This window comes from Taklimakanibacter lacteus, assembly GCA_003576695.1.
GTDB lineage: Bacteria > Pseudomonadota > Alphaproteobacteria > Rhizobiales > Aestuariivirgaceae > Taklimakanibacter > Taklimakanibacter lacteus.
Genome location: QOZQ01000006.1, coordinates 147710 through 164943, shown reverse-complemented (window position 1 = coordinate 164943; position 17234 = coordinate 147710). Strand labels below are relative to the sequence as shown.

16 protein-coding genes are annotated in these 17234 nt (G+C 63.4%); 12 read left to right on the top strand and 4 right to left on the bottom strand.

The annotated features are described in order from the left end of the window. Window positions 1–77: 77 nt before the first annotated feature. The 3 genes from DT068_RS13725 to DT068_RS13715 are packed head-to-tail and all read right to left on the bottom strand — an operon-like array spanning window position 78 to window position 2792. Entirely contained in the window at window positions 78–266 is a 189-nt protein-coding gene (locus tag DT068_RS13725; RefSeq protein ID WP_119390411.1) for a twin transmembrane helix small protein, read from the bottom strand. Beyond that, entirely contained in the window at window positions 263–1102 is an 840-nt protein-coding gene (locus DT068_RS13720; RefSeq protein WP_119390410.1) for an SDR family oxidoreductase, read from the bottom strand. The genes DT068_RS13725 and DT068_RS13720 overlap by 4 nt, the downstream gene beginning before the upstream one ends. Window position 1103: 1 nt before the next feature. Continuing rightward, window positions 1104–2792 carry an acyl-CoA dehydrogenase family protein gene (locus DT068_RS13715; protein WP_119390409.1) on the bottom strand — a complete coding sequence of 563 codons (1689 nt, stop codon included), beginning with the start codon at window positions 2790–2792 and terminating at the stop codon, window positions 1104–1106. A 169-nt stretch (window positions 2793–2961) separates the two neighbouring features. Between DT068_RS13715 and DT068_RS13710 the strand changes: the two genes are divergently transcribed. Genes DT068_RS13710 through DT068_RS13685 form a run of 6 tightly spaced genes read left to right on the top strand, consistent with a single transcriptional unit; the run spans window position 2962 to window position 6522 of the window. Continuing rightward, window positions 2962–3486 (top strand): invasion associated locus B family protein, encoded by a 525-nt coding sequence (locus DT068_RS13710; protein WP_119390408.1) that lies wholly within the window; start codon window positions 2962–2964, stop codon window positions 3484–3486. Window positions 3487–3493: 7 nt separating this feature from the next. Continuing rightward, complete coding sequence (locus DT068_RS13705; protein ID WP_119390407.1) at window positions 3494–3871, top strand: hypothetical protein; 378 nt, start codon at window positions 3494–3496, stop codon at window positions 3869–3871. Window positions 3872–3925: 54 nt separating this feature from the next. Next, on the top strand, window positions 3926–5137 hold the full coding sequence (rlmN, locus tag DT068_RS13700) for a dual-specificity RNA methyltransferase RlmN (RefSeq protein ID WP_119390406.1): 1212 nt from the start codon (window positions 3926–3928) through the stop codon (window positions 5135–5137). Next, window positions 5130–5609 carry a GNAT family N-acetyltransferase gene (locus tag DT068_RS13695; protein ID WP_368904712.1) on the top strand — a complete coding sequence of 160 codons (480 nt, stop codon included), beginning with the start codon at window positions 5130–5132 and terminating at the stop codon, window positions 5607–5609. Before rlmN ends, DT068_RS13695 begins: the two co-directional genes overlap by 8 nt. Next, a complete protein-coding gene (locus DT068_RS13690; protein ID WP_119390405.1) occupies window positions 5606–6037 on the top strand; it encodes a polysaccharide deacetylase family protein in 432 nt (143 codons plus the stop codon). The genes DT068_RS13695 and DT068_RS13690 overlap by 4 nt, the downstream gene beginning before the upstream one ends. Next, window positions 6034–6522 (top strand): hypothetical protein, encoded by a 489-nt coding sequence (locus DT068_RS13685; RefSeq protein ID WP_119390404.1) that lies wholly within the window; start codon window positions 6034–6036, stop codon window positions 6520–6522. Before DT068_RS13690 ends, DT068_RS13685 begins: the two co-directional genes overlap by 4 nt. Here the strand turns inward: DT068_RS13685 and DT068_RS13680 are convergent. Further along, window positions 6497–7168, bottom strand: a complete 672-nt coding sequence (locus tag DT068_RS13680) for a 2-hydroxychromene-2-carboxylate isomerase (RefSeq protein ID WP_119390403.1) — start codon at window positions 7166–7168, stop codon at window positions 6497–6499. The genes DT068_RS13685 and DT068_RS13680 overlap by 26 nt on opposite strands. Window positions 7169–7276: 108 nt before the next feature. Between DT068_RS13680 and DT068_RS13675 the strand changes: the two genes are divergently transcribed. The 6 genes from DT068_RS13675 (at window position 7277) to DT068_RS13650 (ending at window position 16933) form a co-directional block, all read left to right on the top strand. Next, window positions 7277–8500: an argininosuccinate synthase gene (locus tag DT068_RS13675; RefSeq protein WP_119390402.1), complete on the top strand. Its 1224-nt coding sequence runs from the start codon at window positions 7277–7279 to the stop codon at window positions 8498–8500. A gap of 648 nt (window positions 8501–9148) precedes the next feature. Beyond that, window positions 9149–10318, top strand: coding sequence for an efflux RND transporter periplasmic adaptor subunit (locus DT068_RS13670; protein ID WP_119390401.1), 1170 nt, complete (start codon window positions 9149–9151; stop codon window positions 10316–10318). Then, window positions 10315–13500 carry an efflux RND transporter permease subunit gene (locus DT068_RS13665; RefSeq protein WP_119390400.1) on the top strand — a complete coding sequence of 1062 codons (3186 nt, stop codon included), beginning with the start codon at window positions 10315–10317 and terminating at the stop codon, window positions 13498–13500. Before DT068_RS13670 ends, DT068_RS13665 begins: the two co-directional genes overlap by 4 nt. A gap of 199 nt (window positions 13501–13699) precedes the next feature. Further along, window positions 13700–14599, top strand: a complete 900-nt coding sequence (locus DT068_RS13660) for an amidohydrolase family protein (RefSeq protein WP_119390399.1) — start codon at window positions 13700–13702, stop codon at window positions 14597–14599. A gap of 79 nt (window positions 14600–14678) precedes the next feature. Continuing rightward, entirely contained in the window at window positions 14679–15359 is a 681-nt protein-coding gene (locus DT068_RS13655) for a TerB family tellurite resistance protein (RefSeq protein ID WP_119390398.1), read from the top strand. 77 nt (window positions 15360–15436) lie between these two features. Further along, complete coding sequence (locus tag DT068_RS13650) at window positions 15437–16933, top strand: alkaline phosphatase D family protein (RefSeq protein ID WP_119390640.1); 1497 nt, start codon at window positions 15437–15439, stop codon at window positions 16931–16933. The last annotated feature ends 301 nt before the right edge of the window (window positions 16934–17234 follow it).

Sequence of the window (17234 nt, the reverse complement as noted above, 5' to 3'; positions counted from 1 at the left end):
AGGGTTTCGCCTGATGCCCGACCCCATCCGGCGCTTCGCGCCACCTTCCCCGCAAACGGGGAAGGAGAAGAGTGTGACTACCTCCCCGCAAACCAGATCGCCGCCATGATGATGATGATCGCCGCGAATTGCAGGATGACGCGCCAGCGCATGAACTGCTGGGAGACGTTGCCCGGCCCGCCGCGCATCATGTTCCACAGACCGAGGCAGAGGACGATGAAGACCGCGGCGATGGCCAGGGGAACGAGATAGTCGAAGAAGCTCATTGATCGGACGCCTTATCGAGAAGCCGGTCCAGCGCCGGCGGTGGCAGGAGCCGCCTGGCCCAGGCCATGACATAGGTCGGCACTGTCACATAATAACGCCGCCGCGGCTTGCGGCTTTCCAGCGCATGCAGAAGCTTCAGCGCCACCGCCTCCGGCGGCAATTTGAAGCGCTTGGCGCCGCCGCCGTTCAGCCGCTGGCGCTGGCGGGCATAGACATCCTTGTAGTGCGAACTGTCCTCATCGATATTGCGCTCGAAAGCGGCCAGCGCGTGCTCGACGAAGCGCGTGGCGATCGGCCCCGGCTCGATCAGCGAGACATGGATGCCGGTGCCCTTGAGCTCGAGCCGTAGCGTGTCGGACAAGGCCTCGATGGCGAATTTGGAGGCGCAATAGGCGCCGCGCCATTTCATCGCGGTGAGGCCGAGGACCGAGGAATTGTTGACGATGCGGCCCCCGCCATTGGCGCGCATCAGCTTCAGGCAATCGCGCGTCAGCTCATGCCAGCCGAAGACATTGGCCTCGAACTGGGCGGTGAGCGCCGCGCGCGACAGATCCTCGACCGCGCCCGGCTGGCCATAGGCGCCGTTGTTGAAGAGCCCGAAGAGCTTGCCCCCCGTGCGCTCGGCCACCTCGCTCACGCATTCGGCAATGCTGATGGGCTCGGCATAATCGAGGCGGAAAGCCTCGAAGCCTTCGCCTTCGAGGCGGATGATGTCGGCATCCTTGCGGGCGGTGGCGAAAACGCGCCAGCCCTTCTGCTTCAAGAGCTTCGCCGATGCATGGCCGATGCCGGAAGAGCAGCCGGTGATCAGCACGGTCCGGTCATTGGCCGCCATCTCAATTGCCGCCTTCAAGCAGGCGGCGCGCGATGACCTGCGCCTGGATCTCGGCGGCGCCCTCGAAGATGTTGAGGATGCGGGCATCGCACAAGATGCGCGAGATCTGGAATTCGAGCGCGAAGCCATTGCCGCCATGGATCTGCAATGCATTGTCGGCGGCCGACCAGGCGACGCGGGCGCCCAGGAGCTTGGCCATGCCGGCTTCGAGATCGCAGCGCCGCCCGGCGTCCTTCTCGCGCGCCGAATGATAGACGAGCTGGCGGGCGGCCATGATCTCGGCCGCCATCAGCGCCAGCTTGTCGGCGATGCGCGGGAAGGCGATGATCGGCTTGCCGAACTGGATGCGCGTCGTCGCATAATCGAGCCCGACATCGAGCGCGTTCTGCGCCACGCCCAGGGCGCGTGCCGCGGTCTGGATGCGCGCCGATTCGAAAGTCTGCATCAGCTGCTTGAAGCCGTGGCCTTCCGTGCCCCCTAAGAGATTGGCGGCCCTGACCTCGAAATCCTCGAAGCGGATCTCATATTCCTTCATGCCGCGATAGCCCAGCACCTCGATCTCGCTGCCCGACATGCCCTTGGCGGGGAAGGGATCGGCATCGTCGCCGCGCGGCTTCTCGGCAATGAACATCGAGAGGCCCTTATAGCCCGGCTCATTCGGATCGGTGCGGGCAAGCAGCGTCATGATATCGGCGCGCGCCGGATGGGTGATCCAGGTCTTGTTGCCGGTGATCTTGTAGACATCGCCGTCCTTCACGGCGCGGGTGCGCAGGGAGCCGAGATCAGAGCCGGTATTGGGCTCGGTGAAGACGGCGGTGGGCAGGATCTCGCCCGTCGCGATCCTGGGCAGCCAGTATTGCTTCTGCGCCTCGGTGCCGCCGCCCATGATGAGCTCGCAGGCGATCTCGGCCCTGGTGCCGAGCGAGCCGACGGCGATCCAGCCGCGCGACAATTCCTCCGAGACGACGCACATGGATTCCTTGCCGAGCCCCAGGCCGCCATGCTGCTCGGGCAGGGTCAGCGCGAAGACGCCGAGTGCCGCCAGCTCGTCCACGATCTCCATCGGCACATAGTCATTGGCGAGATGCCATTCATGCGCATGAGGCTTCACCTTGTCCTCGACGAAGCGGCGCATGCTCAGGCGCATCTCCTCCAGCGTGCTGTCGAGGCCGCAATCGCCTAAGGTCGCCTGGCCCTGTGCCGCCACCATGAGCTCGACGAGGCGCGCGCGGGCCGGCGCCGTGCTGCCCGAGGCGAGGAGGGCCTGGACGCCCGGCCGGTCGAAGGCCGAGAGGTCGCTACGGGTGAGGCCCAGATCGGCGAGTCTGGCGAACTCCGCCTGGTTCATCGGGATGCCGCCCCAGACCTGGTTCAGATATTCGCCCACCGCGATCTGGACGAGGAGTTGCTCGGTCTCGGCGAATTTCCCCTGGCCGGCGAGGCGGGCGGCATAGGCCGAAAGCTCGCGCAGGACCGCCTCATAGGTGGCGAGCCAGGCCAGCCCATGGACCGCATGCTGCTCGCGGTCGATGAGATGGCCCGACAATTTGCCGCCGGGCGCCACGCGGGCATGGATGCGGGCCCTGGCCTGACCGTAAAGGGTGCCCACGGCGTCATGCGCTTCCGCAAGGAGATGGGGGAGGTCGGCGAGCACCGGGCTTTCCCGGCTGATTTCGGCCACAGCAACCATTCGTCAAGCTCCACAGGTTAGCCTGCATCGTGAATATCCGGTTACATGAGCACAACTGCCGGCGCAATCTGACCAAATAGTCACGGGCTCGCCGCCCAAATCCGGTCAGATTGTTAAAGCAGTTAGGGCCGGACTGGCCCCAGCGGGCGGTGGGAATGAGGTTTTCGACATGATTTGCAAGCCGGCGGCATGGTCCGTTGTTTTGGCGCCTTTGGCGGTTCTGGCCGGGCTCGTTCCCGCTTTGGCACAGGCTCCCCAGCCGACCGATCTCGGCAAGTTCGGCGACTGGGCCGCCTATACCTACAAGGCCCAGGGCGGCAAGGTCTGCTACATTTCCTCTCAGCCCAAGGTCCAGTCGCCCAAGAACGCCAAGCGCGACCCGGCCTTCCTGCTCGTCACCCACAGGCCTTCCCAGAGTGTCCGCAACGAGGTGTCGACCATCATCGGCTATCCGTTCAAGAAGGACACGCCGGTTCAGCTCACGATCGATGCCACGGATTTCGAGCTCTTCGCCAATGGCGACGGCGCCTGGGCCGACACGGCGGCCAAGGACAAGGAAATCGTGGGCGCGATGAAGAAGGGCCAGAAGCTCACCATCAAGGGCGCGTCCTGGCGCGGCACCGAGACCCTCGATTCCTATTCGCTGAAGGGCCTCGCCCAGGCGCTGGCCAAGATCGACGCCGCCTGCAAATAGGCTATCCATGAAGATCCGATGGCTCGCCCCGTCGGTGATTGCCGGGATAACCTTGCTGCTGGCCGCCTGTCTGCCCGATTGCGACGTCGATAGACGAAATTCTGTGCTCTCGCCGAACGGGAAGATGGTGGCAGTCGTATTCGGTGTCGATTGCGGCGCGACGACAGGCTTCAACACCCAGCTGAGCGTCTTGCCGTCGGACGCAGCGTTTGATCGGGATGAGTATCCGCCCGTACTGGTTCTCAAGGACAAACAGGAGCTGGGCATTCGCTGGGCGAGCGATACGTCTTTATCCGTTACCGTCCCAGACGGCGCCCATGAAAATAAGCGCTTGGATGTTAGCGGCGGAGTGGCCATTACATACGAGAAAACGGGCGGATTGTGAGGGAAAACCGCCCATTTTCCATTTTTTGAGCATCTATGCTATGAGGCCGGCATCATGACCGCGATCACGCTCGATATTGCGCATAAAGGGCGCCCGGAACCCCTGGTTCCCGGGGCGGCGAAGCTGCCGCTCATCGGCCTGACGCGCGCCGAGCTGAGCGAGGCCCTGGCGAAGGCCGGAATCCCCGAGAAGCAGCAGCGCATGCGCATGCGCCAGATCTGGAGCTGGGTCTATCATCGCGGCGTCACCTCCTTCGCCCAGATGAGCGACATCTCCAAGGATCTGCGCCAGAAGCTCGACGAGGTGTTCTCGATCGACCGTCTGGAAGTCGTCACCGAGCAGATCTCGAGCGACGGCACGCGCAAATGGCTGCTCAAGCTGCCGCGCGATGATCGCGGCCAGCGCCATGAAGTCGAGATGGTCTATATCCCCGAGGAAGACCGGGGCACCTTGTGCATCTCGAGCCAGGTCGGCTGCACGCTCACCTGCACCTTCTGCCACACCGGCACCCAGAAGCTGGTGCGCAACCTCACCGCGGGCGAGATCGTCGGCCAGGTGCTCATCGCGCGCGACCGGCTGGAGGAATGGCCGCATCAGCTCGAAGTCCATCCGACACCGCCCCTCGGCGGGCGCTATGTCACCAATGTGGTGCTCATGGGCATGGGCGAGCCGCTCTATAATTTCGACAATGTGAAAGCCGCGATGGAGATCGTCTCCGACGGCGAGGGCATCTCGCTGTCGAAGCGGCGCATCACGCTCTCGACCTCGGGCGTCGTCCCTGAGATCGTGCGTGCCGGGGCGGAGATCGGCACCATGCTCGCCATCTCGCTGCATGGCACGACGGATGAGATCCGCAACGGGCTGGTGCCGCTCAACAGGAAATATCCGATCAGCGACCTGCTCGCTGCCTGCCGCGCCTATCCGGGGCTCTCCAATGCGCGGCGCATCACTTTCGAATATGTGATGCTGAAGGGCGTCAATGACACGCTGGCCGATGCCAGGCGGCTGGTGCAGCTCTTGAAGGGCATTCCGGCCAAGGTCAATCTCATCCCGTTCAATCCCTGGCCCGGCACGCAATATGAATGCTCCGACTGGGACACGATCGAGCGTTTCGCCGAAGTGCTGAACCGCGCCGGCTATGCCTCGCCGGTCAGGACACCGCGCGGGCGCGACATCATGGCGGCCTGCGGGCAGCTGAAGTCGGAAAGCCAGCGCCTCAGGGCCAAGGAGCGCCAGGCGCTCGACGCGGCACCTGCCAGTGCCTGAGGCTTTGGCCCAGGCCCGTCTCACCATCACCGCCGAAGCGCCGCGGGGCACTGAAATCGCCGAATTGATCAGGGAACGTCTGGCGCATTCCTATGCCCATTCGCCGCCCGAAAGCGTCCATGCGCTGCCGCTCGATCAGCTCGACCGGCCGGAAATCACCTTCTGGACGGCAAGGCTCGATGGCGCGCTGGTCGGCTGCGCGGCGCTGCTTCGCCATGATGATGGATCGGGCGAGCTCAAGAGCATGTTCCTGCGTCCCGCCGCGCGCGGGCTTGGACTATCGAAAGCATTGCTCGAGATCGTCGAGGCGAAAGCGCGAGACTTGCAGCTCACGCGCATCGATCTCGAAACAGGCGCCGACAGCCACGCGGCGCGCGGGCTTTACTCTGCCCGGGGCTATTGCCTGCGCGATCCCTTCGGAAAATATAAGGAAGATCCCAATTCCGTTTTCATGACGAAGGACCTCGCATGATCGCTCATATCGCCAAGCGCATCGGGCTCATCATGGTGGGTTATGCGGCGGCCATGGTGGTGAGCGCCCTGCCAGTCTGGCGGGTCACCTTGGTGACTGGACCTACTGCATATTATTGGACCAGCGAGGGTCATATTGTTGGCCCTGAATATACGGCGCTCATCTTTTCGCTGACCGAAATGCTTATCTACCCGTTCCTACCGGCTCTGGCATTTATTTCGGCTGCGGAGACTTTTCGCTGGCGGCGTCTTTGGATCTATCTGATCGGCTGGGTGCTTGTTCTCGCCGTCTCCATCCTCTTGATGTCACCTCCGTACTCGCCCCTTGCTATGGTGGTCGCATATCTATCCGTCTTGGTGGGCGGCCTCATCTATTGGGCCATCGCCGGCCGGCAGGCGGGCTGGTCAATGAGGAGCATCGCTGCATGATCGCCCACATCGCCAAGCGCATTGCCTTTGTCGTGCTGGGCTATTTCGCCGGGCTCGCGGCGGGAGCGGCGGCCTTTCCCAGCCTTCTCATCCTCATGAGCACGTTCAATCCCGACAGCCAGCTCTGGCAACTGGCGGGCTTCGCGCCCTATGCGCTGATCATGATGCCGATCATCCTCTTCTATGTCCTGTGGATCGTGATGATCCTGACCATCATCCCGGCGGCGATCCTCAACGGGCTCACCGAGATCTTCGGCTTGCGCGCCTTGTGGCTGCATCTCCTGATCGCCACGCTGCTCGCCGGCATTGCCGGCCTGCTGCTGGTGCCGGTCTGGTTCTCAGAAATGAATCGCGACCGCTGGCTTGTCACCATGGCGATCCTGCTCTCCGCCTGGATCGCCGGCCTCGTCTATTGGGCGATCGCCGGCCAGCGCGCCGGCTTCCGGCGCGAAGCCGCGGTCACGGTTTCCGCGCAGCCCAGCTGAGCGCCATTTCGAGGCGGTCATTGCCCCAGAAGATCTCGCCATCCGGCGTCACGAAGCTCGGCGCCCCGAAAAGCCTGAGCCGCATGGCCTCCTCGGTCGCCTGGCGCAGGCGCAATTTCACCTGATCGCTGCGGGCGGCCTCGATGACCGCGGCGCCATCGAGCCCCAGGCTGCCGGCAATGGCCTTGAGCACCGCCTCGTCATCGATGCGGGCGCCGTCCGCGAATTGGGCCAGGAACACCCGGCGGGAGAATTCGGCAAGCTGGGGCGCCACTTGGTCGGTCAGCGCCATGCGCGCCGCCATGAGGCTCGATTGCGGGAAGGGATCGGGCTTGCGGAATTCGAGGCCCTGCGCGTCGCAGAGCCTTTCCAGGTCGCGCCACATATAGGCGCCCTTGGCCGGATAGAGGTTGAAGGGCGATGTCTCCCAGCCTTGCGCCTTGAAAAGCGGCCCCAGCAGGAAGGGCCGCCAGGAAATGTCTATGTTTCGTTCCCGGGCCTGCCCCTCGATCCTGAGCGCTGCAAGATAGGAATAGGTGGATGCGAATTCGTACCAGAAATCGAGCCGCGAGCCTTTCCCATTCGGATTCTTCGAATCCGAATGGGATAAAAAGGCTCGGCCACTATCATGGGAGCGTTCCCTCATCGCCAAAGTCTAGCAACTTTGGCGGGGAGCGCTCCACCGCATTGTGTTTGTCCCGGTCCTGAGTATAGTGCGCGCGAATTTTCCTCAAAGCATAGCGGATAAGACCCCATGTCCAAACGCGGCAGCGTCAAGAAAGTCGTGCTCGCTTATTCCGGCGGCCTCGACACCTCGATCATCCTCAAATGGCTGCAGACCGAATATGGGGCGGAGGTCGTCACCTTCACCGCCGATCTGGGCCAGGGCGGCGAGATCGAGCCGGCGCGCAAGAAGGCGCAGATGCTGGGCATCAAGGAAATCTTCGTCGAGGATGTGCGCGAGGAATTCATCCGCGATTTCGTCTTCCCGATGTTCCGCGCCAATGCGCTCTATGAAGGCGTCTATCTGCTCGGCACCTCGATCGCGCGCCCGCTCATCGCCAAAAGGCTGATCGAGATCGCCAGGGAGACGGGAGCCGATGCCGTCGCCCATGGCGCCACCGGCAAGGGCAATGACCAGGTGCGCTTCGAGCTGACCGCCTACGCGCTCAATCCCGACATCAAGGTCATCGCGCCCTGGCGCGAATGGCAGTTCAAGAGCCGCACCGATCTCATCGATTTCGCCGAGCAGCATCAGATACCGGTGGCCAAGGACAAGCGCGGCGAGGCGCCCTTCTCGGTCGATGCCAATCTGCTGCATTCGTCTTCGGAAGGCAAAGTGCTGGAAGATCCCTGGATCGAACCGCCGCCTTATGTCTATCAGCGCACCATCGCGCCGGAAGAGGCGCCCGACAAGGCGACCTCGATCGAGATCGAATTCAGGAAGGGCGATCCTATCGCCCTCGATGGCAAGGCGATGTCGCCGGCGACGCTCTTCACCGCGCTCAACGATCTCGGCCGCGACAATGGCATCGGCCGGCTCGACCTGGTCGAGAACCGCTTCGTCGGCATGAAATCGCGCGGCGTCTATGAGACGCCGGGCGGCACCATCCTGCATGCGGCGCACCGGGCGATCGAATCGATCACGCTCGACCGCGAGGCGGCGCATATGAAGGACAGCTTCATGCCGCGCTATGCCGAGCTCGTCTATTACGGCTTCTGGTTCGCGCCCGAGCGCGAGATGCTGCAGGCGATGATCGACAAGAGCCAGGAGAATGTCGAAGGCACGGTGAGGCTCAAACTCTATAAGGGCAATGTCATCGTGACCGGCCGCAAGTCGCCGAAGTCGCTCTATTCGAACGAGCTCGTCACTTTCGAGGACGACCGCGGCGCCTATGACCAGAAGGATGCGGAGGGTTTCATCCGGCTGAATGCGCTCAGGCTCAGGACGCTCGCGGCCAGGAAGCGGGCGACGTAAACTCGATCCTCCCCAAAATTTCCCTTCTCCCGTGCGTAGCATGGGAGAAGGTGGAACGGAACCAATATGACACGAAACTTCCATACAAGGTGGCCGAAGGCCGGATGAGGGCTCTTTCGCGCAATCCTGAAACGAAGAGCCCTCACCCGCCCTTTGGGCACCCTCTCCCATCGCTTCGCGACGGGAGAGGGGGAACCTGCGGAGAGCTGGACGCTGGCTCTAGAATTAAGCCCGCACTTCCTGCCGCCGGAAGACGACATAGCCCAGCGTGAAGAGCAGGATCATCGCCGAGATCAGCCAGCGATCTGCGGCCACACCATGCCGACAATGGCGCCCTGCATCTTACCCTCGCCCTGCAAGCGAAACGCTGGCGGGGAAGGGAATATCATCAGTATGCGGATCATTCGATGGTCCGGAGAGCGCTTTTGCGGTGCCACACAGCTTCATTGGCGCCGGAGCCGGACTTGACGCGTGCGTCAGGCGACCGGGCGCATCACAAAAATCGAACCGTCTGAGAGATTTAGCTCGTATAGTCGCCGTGGCGAGAAGTTTTGATACAATGGGCCTGTTGACTTTGATTGTGCGACTGCACACTTATCCATGTCCGATCGTTAATGCCTCGCCTCGGGCCCTCTGGGACAGTTTGCCATGACCAAGACCGCTTCGCTCTTCACGCGATCAGCCGCACTCCTGTATCTGCTGGCGCTGCCGGCTTTCGCCACGGCCGCGCAGGCCCAGTCGCCGGGCGGCCCGGTGCCGGTCACCGTGGCCAAGCCGGTGGTGCGCGAGATCGTCGAGGACGACGAGTTCATCGGCCGGTTCGAGGCGGTCGACCAGGTGACGGTACGTTCGCGCATCGGCGGCTATCTCGACCAGGTGCATTTCAAGGACGGCTCGATCGTCAGGAAGGACGACCTCCTGTTCACCATCGACCAGCGCCCGTTCCAGGCGGCGCTGGAGCAGGCCAAGGCCAGCCTGGCGGTGGCGCAGACGCTGGTCGAATTCACCAAGGTGCAGTTCGAGCGCGCCGAAAGGCTGTCGCAAACGGGCAATATCCCGGTGGCGACGCTCGACGACCGGCGGCGCGAATATCTGTCCGCCGTGGCGCAGGTCGACGGCGCCCAGGCCGCGGTGGTGCGGGCCGAGCTCGACCTGCAATATACGGAAATCAAGGCGCCGCTGTCGGGGCGCATCGACCGCCGCCTCGTCTCGGTCGGCAATCTCGTCCAGGCCGACCAGACGGCGCTGACCACCATCGTGTCGCTCGACCCGATCAATTTCTATTTCGATGTCGATGAGCGCCAGTTCCTGGCCTATGCGCGCGATGCGCGCACGCGCAACGAGAGCCTGCAGGAAGGGGCGGGCGGCGTCGATGTGACGGTCAGGCTCGCCGACGACATGGAATCGCCCGTCAAGGGCAAGCTCGATTTCGCCGAGAACCGCATCGACCAGGCCACCGGCACGATGCGCCTGCGCGCCCAGATCCCCAATGGCGATCTCATCCTGCAGCCCGGCCTGTTCGGGCGCGTCAACATGCCGGGCTCGCTGCCCTATCAGGGTATCCTCGTTCCCGACGACGCGGTGGGCGCCGACCAGGACCGGCGCATCGTCTATGTCGTCGACGAGGCCGGCAAGGTGACGCCGAAGCCGGTCCGCATCGGCCCCCGCATCTATGGCTACAGGGTGGTGCGCGACGGCCTCACCGGCGATGAGACGATCGTCATCAACGGACTGATGCGGATCAGGCCGGGTGTGACGGTGAAGCCTGAACTGGTAGTCCTGCCGCCCGAGAAGGCCGCCAACGGGGCCTCGCAATGAGGTTCTCGCATTTCTTCGTCGACCGGCCGATCTTCGCGACCGTCCTGTCGCTGGTGCTGCTGATCGTCGGCGGCATCGCCTATACCCAACTGCCGGTGGCGCAATATCCCGAGATCGCGCCGCCCACCATCGTGGTCCGCGCCACCTATCCGGGTGCGGACGCCGATACCGTCGCCAAGACGGTGGCGACGCCGATCGAGCAGGAAGTGAACGGCGTTGAAGGGATGCTCTATATGTCATCCTATTCGACCTCGACCGGCTCGATGCAGCTCACCATCACTTTCAGGCTCGGCACCGATCTCGACCAGGCGCAGGTGCTGGTGCAGAACCGCGTGGCGATCGCCGAAGCCAGATTGCCGGAAGAGGTGCGCCGCCTCGGCGTCGTCACCGCCAAGAGCTCGCCCGATCTCATGATGGTCGTGCATATGCTCTCGCCCGATGAGAGCTATGACCAGCTCTATGTGTCGAACTATGCGCGCTCGCGGGTGCGCGACGTGCTCTTGCGCCTCGACGGCGTGGGCGATCTCATCATCTTCGGCGAGCGCGAATATTCGCTGCGCATCTGGCTCGATCCCGACAAGCTCACCGCCTATGGCATGACGGCGGGCGACGTCGTCCAGTCGCTCCGAGACCAGAATGTGCAGGTCACCGGCGGCTCGATCGGCGCGCCGCCCACGCCCGGCGACAATGCCTTCGAATATACGGTGACGACGCAGGGCCGTTTCGAGGATCCGCGCCAGTTCCGCTATGTCATCGTCAAATCGACCGAGGACGGGCGGCTGATCGAGCTGCAGGACGTGGCGCGCATCGAGCTCGGCGCCAAGGACTATGTGACCAATTCCTATCTCACCGGCAAGCCCGCGGTGGCGCTCGGCATCTTCCAGCGCCCCGGCACCAATGCGCTCGCCTCGGCGGACGAGATCATCTCGACGATGGAGCGGCTCAAGGCCGATTTCCCGCCGGGCCTCGCCTATCAGATCGTCTACAACCCGACCGAATTCATCTCGGAATCGATCACGGAAGTCTACAAGACCATCTTCGAGGCGGCGATCCTGGTCGTCATCGTGGTGCTGATCTTCCTGCAATCCTGGCGCACCGCGATCGTGCCCATCGTCGCCATACCGGTGTCGCTCATCGGCACCTTCGCCGTGCTCTATGCCTTCGGCTTCTCGCTCAACATGCTCACTCTGTTCGGGCTGGTGCTCGCCATCGGCATCGTGGTCGATGACGCGATCGTCGTCGTCGAGAATGTCGAGCGCAATATCCAGCTGGGCTACGATCCGGCCTCGGCCTCGCACCGCACCATGAACGAAGTGGGCGCGGCGGTGATCGCGATCTCGCTGGTGCTGATCGCGGTCTTCGTGCCGACGGCCTTCATCCCCGGCATTTCGGGGCAGTTCTATCTGCAATTCGCCATCACCATCGCGGTGGCGACGGTGATCTCGGCCGTCAACTCGCTCACCTTGTCGCCGGCGCTCGCCGCCTTGCTGTTCCGGCCGCATAATCACGAGAAGCCGCGCTTCATCGTGACGCGCTGGATCAATGCGGCAGCCGACGGCTTCAACCGCGGCTTCGACAAGGTGGCGGACTATTACGGCAGGCTGGTGCGCTTCCTGGTCGGCAAATGGGTGGCGCTTCTCGGCATGCTGGCGGTGTTCGCCGGCCTCATGGCGGCGACCGTCTTCGCGCTGCAGACGACGCCCCGGGGCTTCATCCCGACCATGGACCAGGGCTATGCCATCGTGGTCATCCAGCTGCCGGAGGGGGCGGCGCTGGCGCGCACCGACGCCGCGGTGCAGCGCGCCTCCAAGATCATCGCCTCGACCCCCGGCGTCACCGATGCGGTCGCCTTCGCCGGCTTCTCGGGCGCTACCTTCACCAATGCCTCCAATGCCGGCGTTGTCTTCGCGCGCTTCGATTCCTTCGAGCACCGCCTCAAGGAAGGCCATAACGCCAATGCCATCATCGGCCAGCTCTATGGCCGCCTGCAGGAGATCCAGGAGGCCTTCATCATCGCCATCCCGCCGCCACCCATCCGCGGCGTCGGCAATTCCGGCGGCTTCAAGATCCAGCTGCAGGAGCGCGACACCGCCGATGTGCGCCGCGTGCTCGGTCTCGCTTACGGCATGATGCAGCAGGCGAACCAGACGCAGGGGCTCACCGGCGTGTTCACCACCTTCTCGGCCTCGGCGCCGCAGCTCTTTCTCGAGATCGACCGCGACAAGGCGCGCATGCTGAATGTGCCGATCCCCAATATCTTCGAGACGCTGTCGATCAATCTCGGCACATCCTATGTGAACGACTTCAACGCCTTCGGCCGCGTCTACCAGGTGCGCGCCCAGGCCGACCAGGCGCATAGGGTCGAGCGCGAGGACATATTGCGGCTCAAGGTGCGCTCCGCCGCGGGCGCGCTCGTGCCGATGGGCACGCTGGTCAAAATCCGCGATGTGACCGGCCCGGCGCTCATCCAGCGCTATAATATGTATGTGTCGGTGCCCTTGCAGGGCAATGCGGCGCCCGGCGTGTCGACCACGACGGCGCTCAATCTGATGGAGGATCTCGCCGCCAGGACGCTGCCGCAGGGCACGTCCTATGAATGGACGGAGCTTGCCTATCAGGAGCGCCAGACTGGCAATACCGCCATCTTCATCTTCGGCCTCTCGGTGCTGTTCGTGTTCCTGGCGCTGGCGGCGCAGTATGAAAGCTGGGTGCTGCCCTTCGCCATCATCCTGATCGTGCCGCTCAGCATCCTGGCCGCCCTGATCGGCGTCAATCTGCGCGGGCTCGACAACAACATCCTGACGCAGGTCGGCCTCATCGTGCTGATCGGCCTGGCCGCCAAGAACGCCATCCTCATCGTCGAATTCGCGCGCCAGGCCGAAGAGCGCGGGGCGAATGCGGTCGATGCGGTGGTCGAGGCCTGCCGGCTCAGGCTGCGCCCGATCCTGATGACGGCCTTCGCCTTCATCCTGGGCGTCGTGCCCCTGATGCTGGCGACGGGCCCCGGCGCCGAGATGCGTGAATCGCTCGGCACGGCGGTGTTCTCCGGCATGCTCGGCGTCACCTTCTTCGGCCTGTTCCTGACGCCGGTCTTCTTCGTCGCCTTGCGCAAACTGTTCCCCTATCGTATTGCCAGCCGGCCGACTTATTCGGAAGCCGTCGCAACGGATAATAAGATCTAACTAAGAGTAACGAGTGCCAGGCGATTCACCTCTCACAACACCCTCATGCTGAGGTGGCCGCGTAGCGGCCCTCGAAGCATCCCTCAGGATAGAGCGAGTTGCAGCAGACCCTTCGAGGCTCGTTGCGCTCGCACCTCAGGGTGAGGGGGGAGACGGGTGAATTTTAACCTGCGCCTAAAGACGAGGGAGAGCGCTCGATATGTATGATGGACCGGTCATCGATCCACACCATCATCTGTGGGACCTGAGGATGGGCAAGCATCACTGGCTGATGCCGGCCGACAATGCGGTGACGGCACTGGGCGGTCTCGAGAAGCTGCGGCGGAACTATCTCGTCGAGGATTATGTCAGGGATTCAGCCGGGCATAATGTCGTCGGCACCGTCCATATCGAAGCGCTCTGGCAATATGGCGATGCGCTGGGCGAGACACGCTGGCTCGAGACGCTCGACAAGTCGAAAGGCGTTGCTGTGCGCTATGTCGGCGCCGCCCCGCTCGGCACGGCGCAAGCGGCCGATGTCATCACCAGACAGGCGGCATTCGACCGGCTCGTCGGCATCAGGGGTGTCTTGAGCTATCACCCCGATCCCAAGAAATGCTTCGTGCAGCGCCCCGACATTGCCTATGACAAGGACTGGCGGCGCGATGTGGGGCTCATCGGCGAGGCGGGCCTCCATCTCGAATTGATGATGTATCCCTATCAGGGCCAGGCGGTGTTCGACCTGGCGCAAACCTTTCCCAAATTGCAGATCATCGTCAATCACTGCGCCAGCCCGATCGACCGCGACGCGGAAGGCCTGCAGCGCTGGCGCGACGCGCTCAAGCTCATCTCGTCCCGTCCCAATATCGCGCTCAAGATCTCCAATCCCGGCGCCTATGACCCGCAATGGACGCCGGAGAGCATCCGCATGGTGGTCGATGACTGCCTCAACGCCTTCGGGACGGAGCGCGCGATGTTCGGCACCGACTTCCCGGTCGCCGACCTGCAGATGACCTTCGGCCAGATCTACGGGAATTTTAAAAGCGCGTCGGCGCATCTGGGCGACAAGGCGCAGCGGGCGCTCTTCCATGACAATGCGGTGCGCTTCTACCGGATGTGAGCGCGGCGGGATTTGACCCGTCGTCGGACGAGGCGCAGGATCAGGCGGTGACAATGAATCACCGTCTGAAGAGTTCCGCATGCGATCCCATCCTTGTGTCGTCGTCGGGCTGGCGCCCGATGCCACGAAAAATATGCGCGAAGGCGACCGGCTGACGCTTGCCGCGGGGCCCGAGCCTCAGGATGCCGTCGCCTGCTTCTGCGGCAACGCGCGGATCGGCCACATACCGGCGAGCCGGGACTGGGTTGCCCGTCTCCTCGCCGAGGGCGGGCGCCATGAGGTGACGGTGACCGGCTTCGACACCGATCCGGCCGGCAGGCTGGCGCATGTCGAGATCGCGGTCGCCCTGCCGGATGAGGCCCTGGCGGAACGGCCGGCGATCCGCTCGGTCATTTCCGAGATCGGTGATGAATTGCGCATTCTCGCCATGGTGGGCGCCGCCGATGGCCGGCTCGAGCCCGCCGAACGCGGCGTGATGGAAGAATTTGCCGCTGTCCGCGCGCGCGAGCTCGGCCTTGTTCCCGATGAGGCCGAGATTTCCCATGCGGTGCGCTGGGCGCGCCGGCACGCGCCCAATATGCTCGACGTCGCCGGGATCGTGAAGAGACTGAGAAAGACGCGGCCGGAAGCACTGCCGGTCGTGTGGGAAGCGTGCGCCATCGTGGCCGAGATCGATGGGCGGATCGCGCCGGAAGAACGGCAATCGATGACGACGCTCAGGGCCCTGTTCGAGCAGGGCACGTCCAGAACGCAGAAGTGAAGAGGCCGGCCATCCGCATCACCATCACGCGCCGAAAACTCCTGACCTCCGCCACCGCCGGCACATTTGCTCTTGCCATGCCGGGCCTCAGCCGCGCCGCCGACCGCCCGAAGGTGAGCCACGGGCTGCAATCCGGCGATATCGATGCGACATCGGGCATGATCTGGGCGCGCAGCGATCGCCCGGCGCGAATGCAGGTCGATGTCGCCACCACCGAAAGCTTCAAGGATGCGCTGCGGCTGGAAGCCATCGATGCGCGGCCGGCATCCGATTTCGCGGTGAAGCGCCTGCTCATCAATCTGCCGTCCGATCAGACGATCTTCTATCGCCTGCGCTTCGCCAATCTCTCGCATCCGAGCGTCAAAGGAGAGCCGGTCATCGGCCGCTTCCGCACCGCGCCCAGGAGCCGGCGCGATATCCGCTTCGTATGGTCCGGCGACACGGCGGGACAGGGCTGGGGCATCAATCCGGACGATGGCGGCATGAAGACCTATGCCGCCATGGGCCGGCATGATCCCGATTTCTTCATCCATTCGGGCGATGTCATCTATGCCGACGGGCCGATCAAGCCGGAAGCCAGGCTGCCGGGTGGCGGCCGGTGGAAGAACATCGTCAAGGAAGGGGTAGGGAAGGTCGCCGAGACGCTCGATGAATTTCGCGGGCGCTTCAAATACAACCTGCTCGATGAGAATCTGCGCGCCTTCAATGCCCAAGTGCCGACCTTCGTCCAGTGGGACGATCATGACGTGATCGACAACTGGTCGCCGGCGAAGGACCTGAAGAGCGACAACCGCTACAAGGAGAAATCGATCGCCGTCCTGGCCGAGCGGGCGGCGCAGGCTTTTCACGAGATGACGCCGATCTGCTATTTCCCGGAGGAGCCGGGGCGGATCTATCGCAAGATTCCCTATGGCCCGCTGCTCGATGTCTTCTTCCTCGATCTGAGAAGCTATCGCGGCGGGAACGGGCCGTCGCTCGAGACCGAGATGACGCCCGCATCGCGCATCATCGGCGAAACCCAGATGCTGTGGCTGAAGCGCGAGCTGGCGCTGTCCAGGGCGACATGGAAAGTGATCGCCTGCGACATGCCGATCGGGCTCATCGTGTGGGACGACTGGAAGGAGAAGAAAGGCGTCGAAGCCATCGCCAATGGCGATCAGGGGAAGGCCAAGGGCCGCGAGCTCGAGATCGCCGACCTGTTGAGATTCATCAATGCGTCCAATATCGCCAATGTCGTGTGGCTGACGGCGGATGTGCATTACACCGCGGCCCATTATTACAATCCGGATAAGGCGCAGTTCCAGGATTTTGCGCCCTTCTGGGAATTCGTCTCGGGGCCCCTCCATGCCGGCACTTTCGGGCCCAATGAGCTCGACCGGACCTTCGGGCCGGAAGTCAGGTTCATCAAGGCGCCGACCAAGGAGCAGGGTGTCAATCTCCCGCCTTCCATGGGCATGCAATTCTTCGGCCTCGTCGATATCGAGGGCAAGACCGGACAGATGACGGTCAGGCTGATGGATCGCGACGACAAGGAGCTCTACAAGGTCACGCTCGATCCGGCGACCAGGGGATAGGTGGGATTTCAGCTGGCGGCGGTCTTGCCATTGCGGGCCAGAACGTGAGATTTCACTATCAAAAAAATCTGGCCGAAGCCGTATGAAGCGCGCCGGCGGCACGGATCGGGGAAGAATCCCTGTTCCAGGTTTTGAATTCCCTGCTGCCTTTCGTTAACCTGCTGAAATCATTGAGCCCGCGTTTTTTCTCTCTGTAATTCCCTGTATTTCCCTGTAATTCCCTGTATTTTCCCTGATATCGCTGAAGGCTCGAGGGCCGCCGTCACCGCCAGAGGAAAGCAAAAAGCGTGAGAGTGATTCC

What these genes read in the sequence shown, in the direction of transcription:
- DT068_RS13725 (WP_119390411.1), bottom strand. Translation starts at nt 266, where the DNA reads ATGAGCTTCTTCGACTATCTCGTTCCCCTGGCCATCGCCGCGGTCTTC.
- DT068_RS13720 (WP_119390410.1), bottom strand. Translation starts at nt 1,102, where the DNA reads ATGGCGGCCAATGACCGGACCGTGCTGATCACCGGCTGCTCTTCCGGC.
- DT068_RS13715 (WP_119390409.1), bottom strand. Translation starts at nt 2,792, where the DNA reads ATGGTTGCTGTGGCCGAAATCAGCCGGGAAAGCCCGGTGCTCGCCGAC.
- DT068_RS13710 (WP_119390408.1), top strand. Translation starts at nt 2,962, where the DNA reads ATGATTTGCAAGCCGGCGGCATGGTCCGTTGTTTTGGCGCCTTTGGCG.
- DT068_RS13705 (WP_119390407.1), top strand. Translation starts at nt 3,494, where the DNA reads ATGAAGATCCGATGGCTCGCCCCGTCGGTGATTGCCGGGATAACCTTG.
- rlmN (WP_119390406.1), top strand. Translation starts at nt 3,926, where the DNA reads ATGACCGCGATCACGCTCGATATTGCGCATAAAGGGCGCCCGGAACCC.
- DT068_RS13690 (WP_119390405.1), top strand. Translation starts at nt 5,606, where the DNA reads ATGATCGCTCATATCGCCAAGCGCATCGGGCTCATCATGGTGGGTTAT.
- DT068_RS13685 (WP_119390404.1), top strand. Translation starts at nt 6,034, where the DNA reads ATGATCGCCCACATCGCCAAGCGCATTGCCTTTGTCGTGCTGGGCTAT.
- DT068_RS13680 (WP_119390403.1), bottom strand. Translation starts at nt 7,168, where the DNA reads ATGAGGGAACGCTCCCATGATAGTGGCCGAGCCTTTTTATCCCATTCG.
- DT068_RS13675 (WP_119390402.1), top strand. Translation starts at nt 7,277, where the DNA reads ATGTCCAAACGCGGCAGCGTCAAGAAAGTCGTGCTCGCTTATTCCGGC.
- DT068_RS13670 (WP_119390401.1), top strand. Translation starts at nt 9,149, where the DNA reads ATGACCAAGACCGCTTCGCTCTTCACGCGATCAGCCGCACTCCTGTAT.
- DT068_RS13665 (WP_119390400.1), top strand. Translation starts at nt 10,315, where the DNA reads ATGAGGTTCTCGCATTTCTTCGTCGACCGGCCGATCTTCGCGACCGTC.
- DT068_RS13660 (WP_119390399.1), top strand. Translation starts at nt 13,700, where the DNA reads ATGTATGATGGACCGGTCATCGATCCACACCATCATCTGTGGGACCTG.
- DT068_RS13655 (WP_119390398.1), top strand. Translation starts at nt 14,679, where the DNA reads ATGCGATCCCATCCTTGTGTCGTCGTCGGGCTGGCGCCCGATGCCACG.
- DT068_RS13650 (WP_119390640.1), top strand. Translation starts at nt 15,437, where the DNA reads ATGCCGGGCCTCAGCCGCGCCGCCGACCGCCCGAAGGTGAGCCACGGG.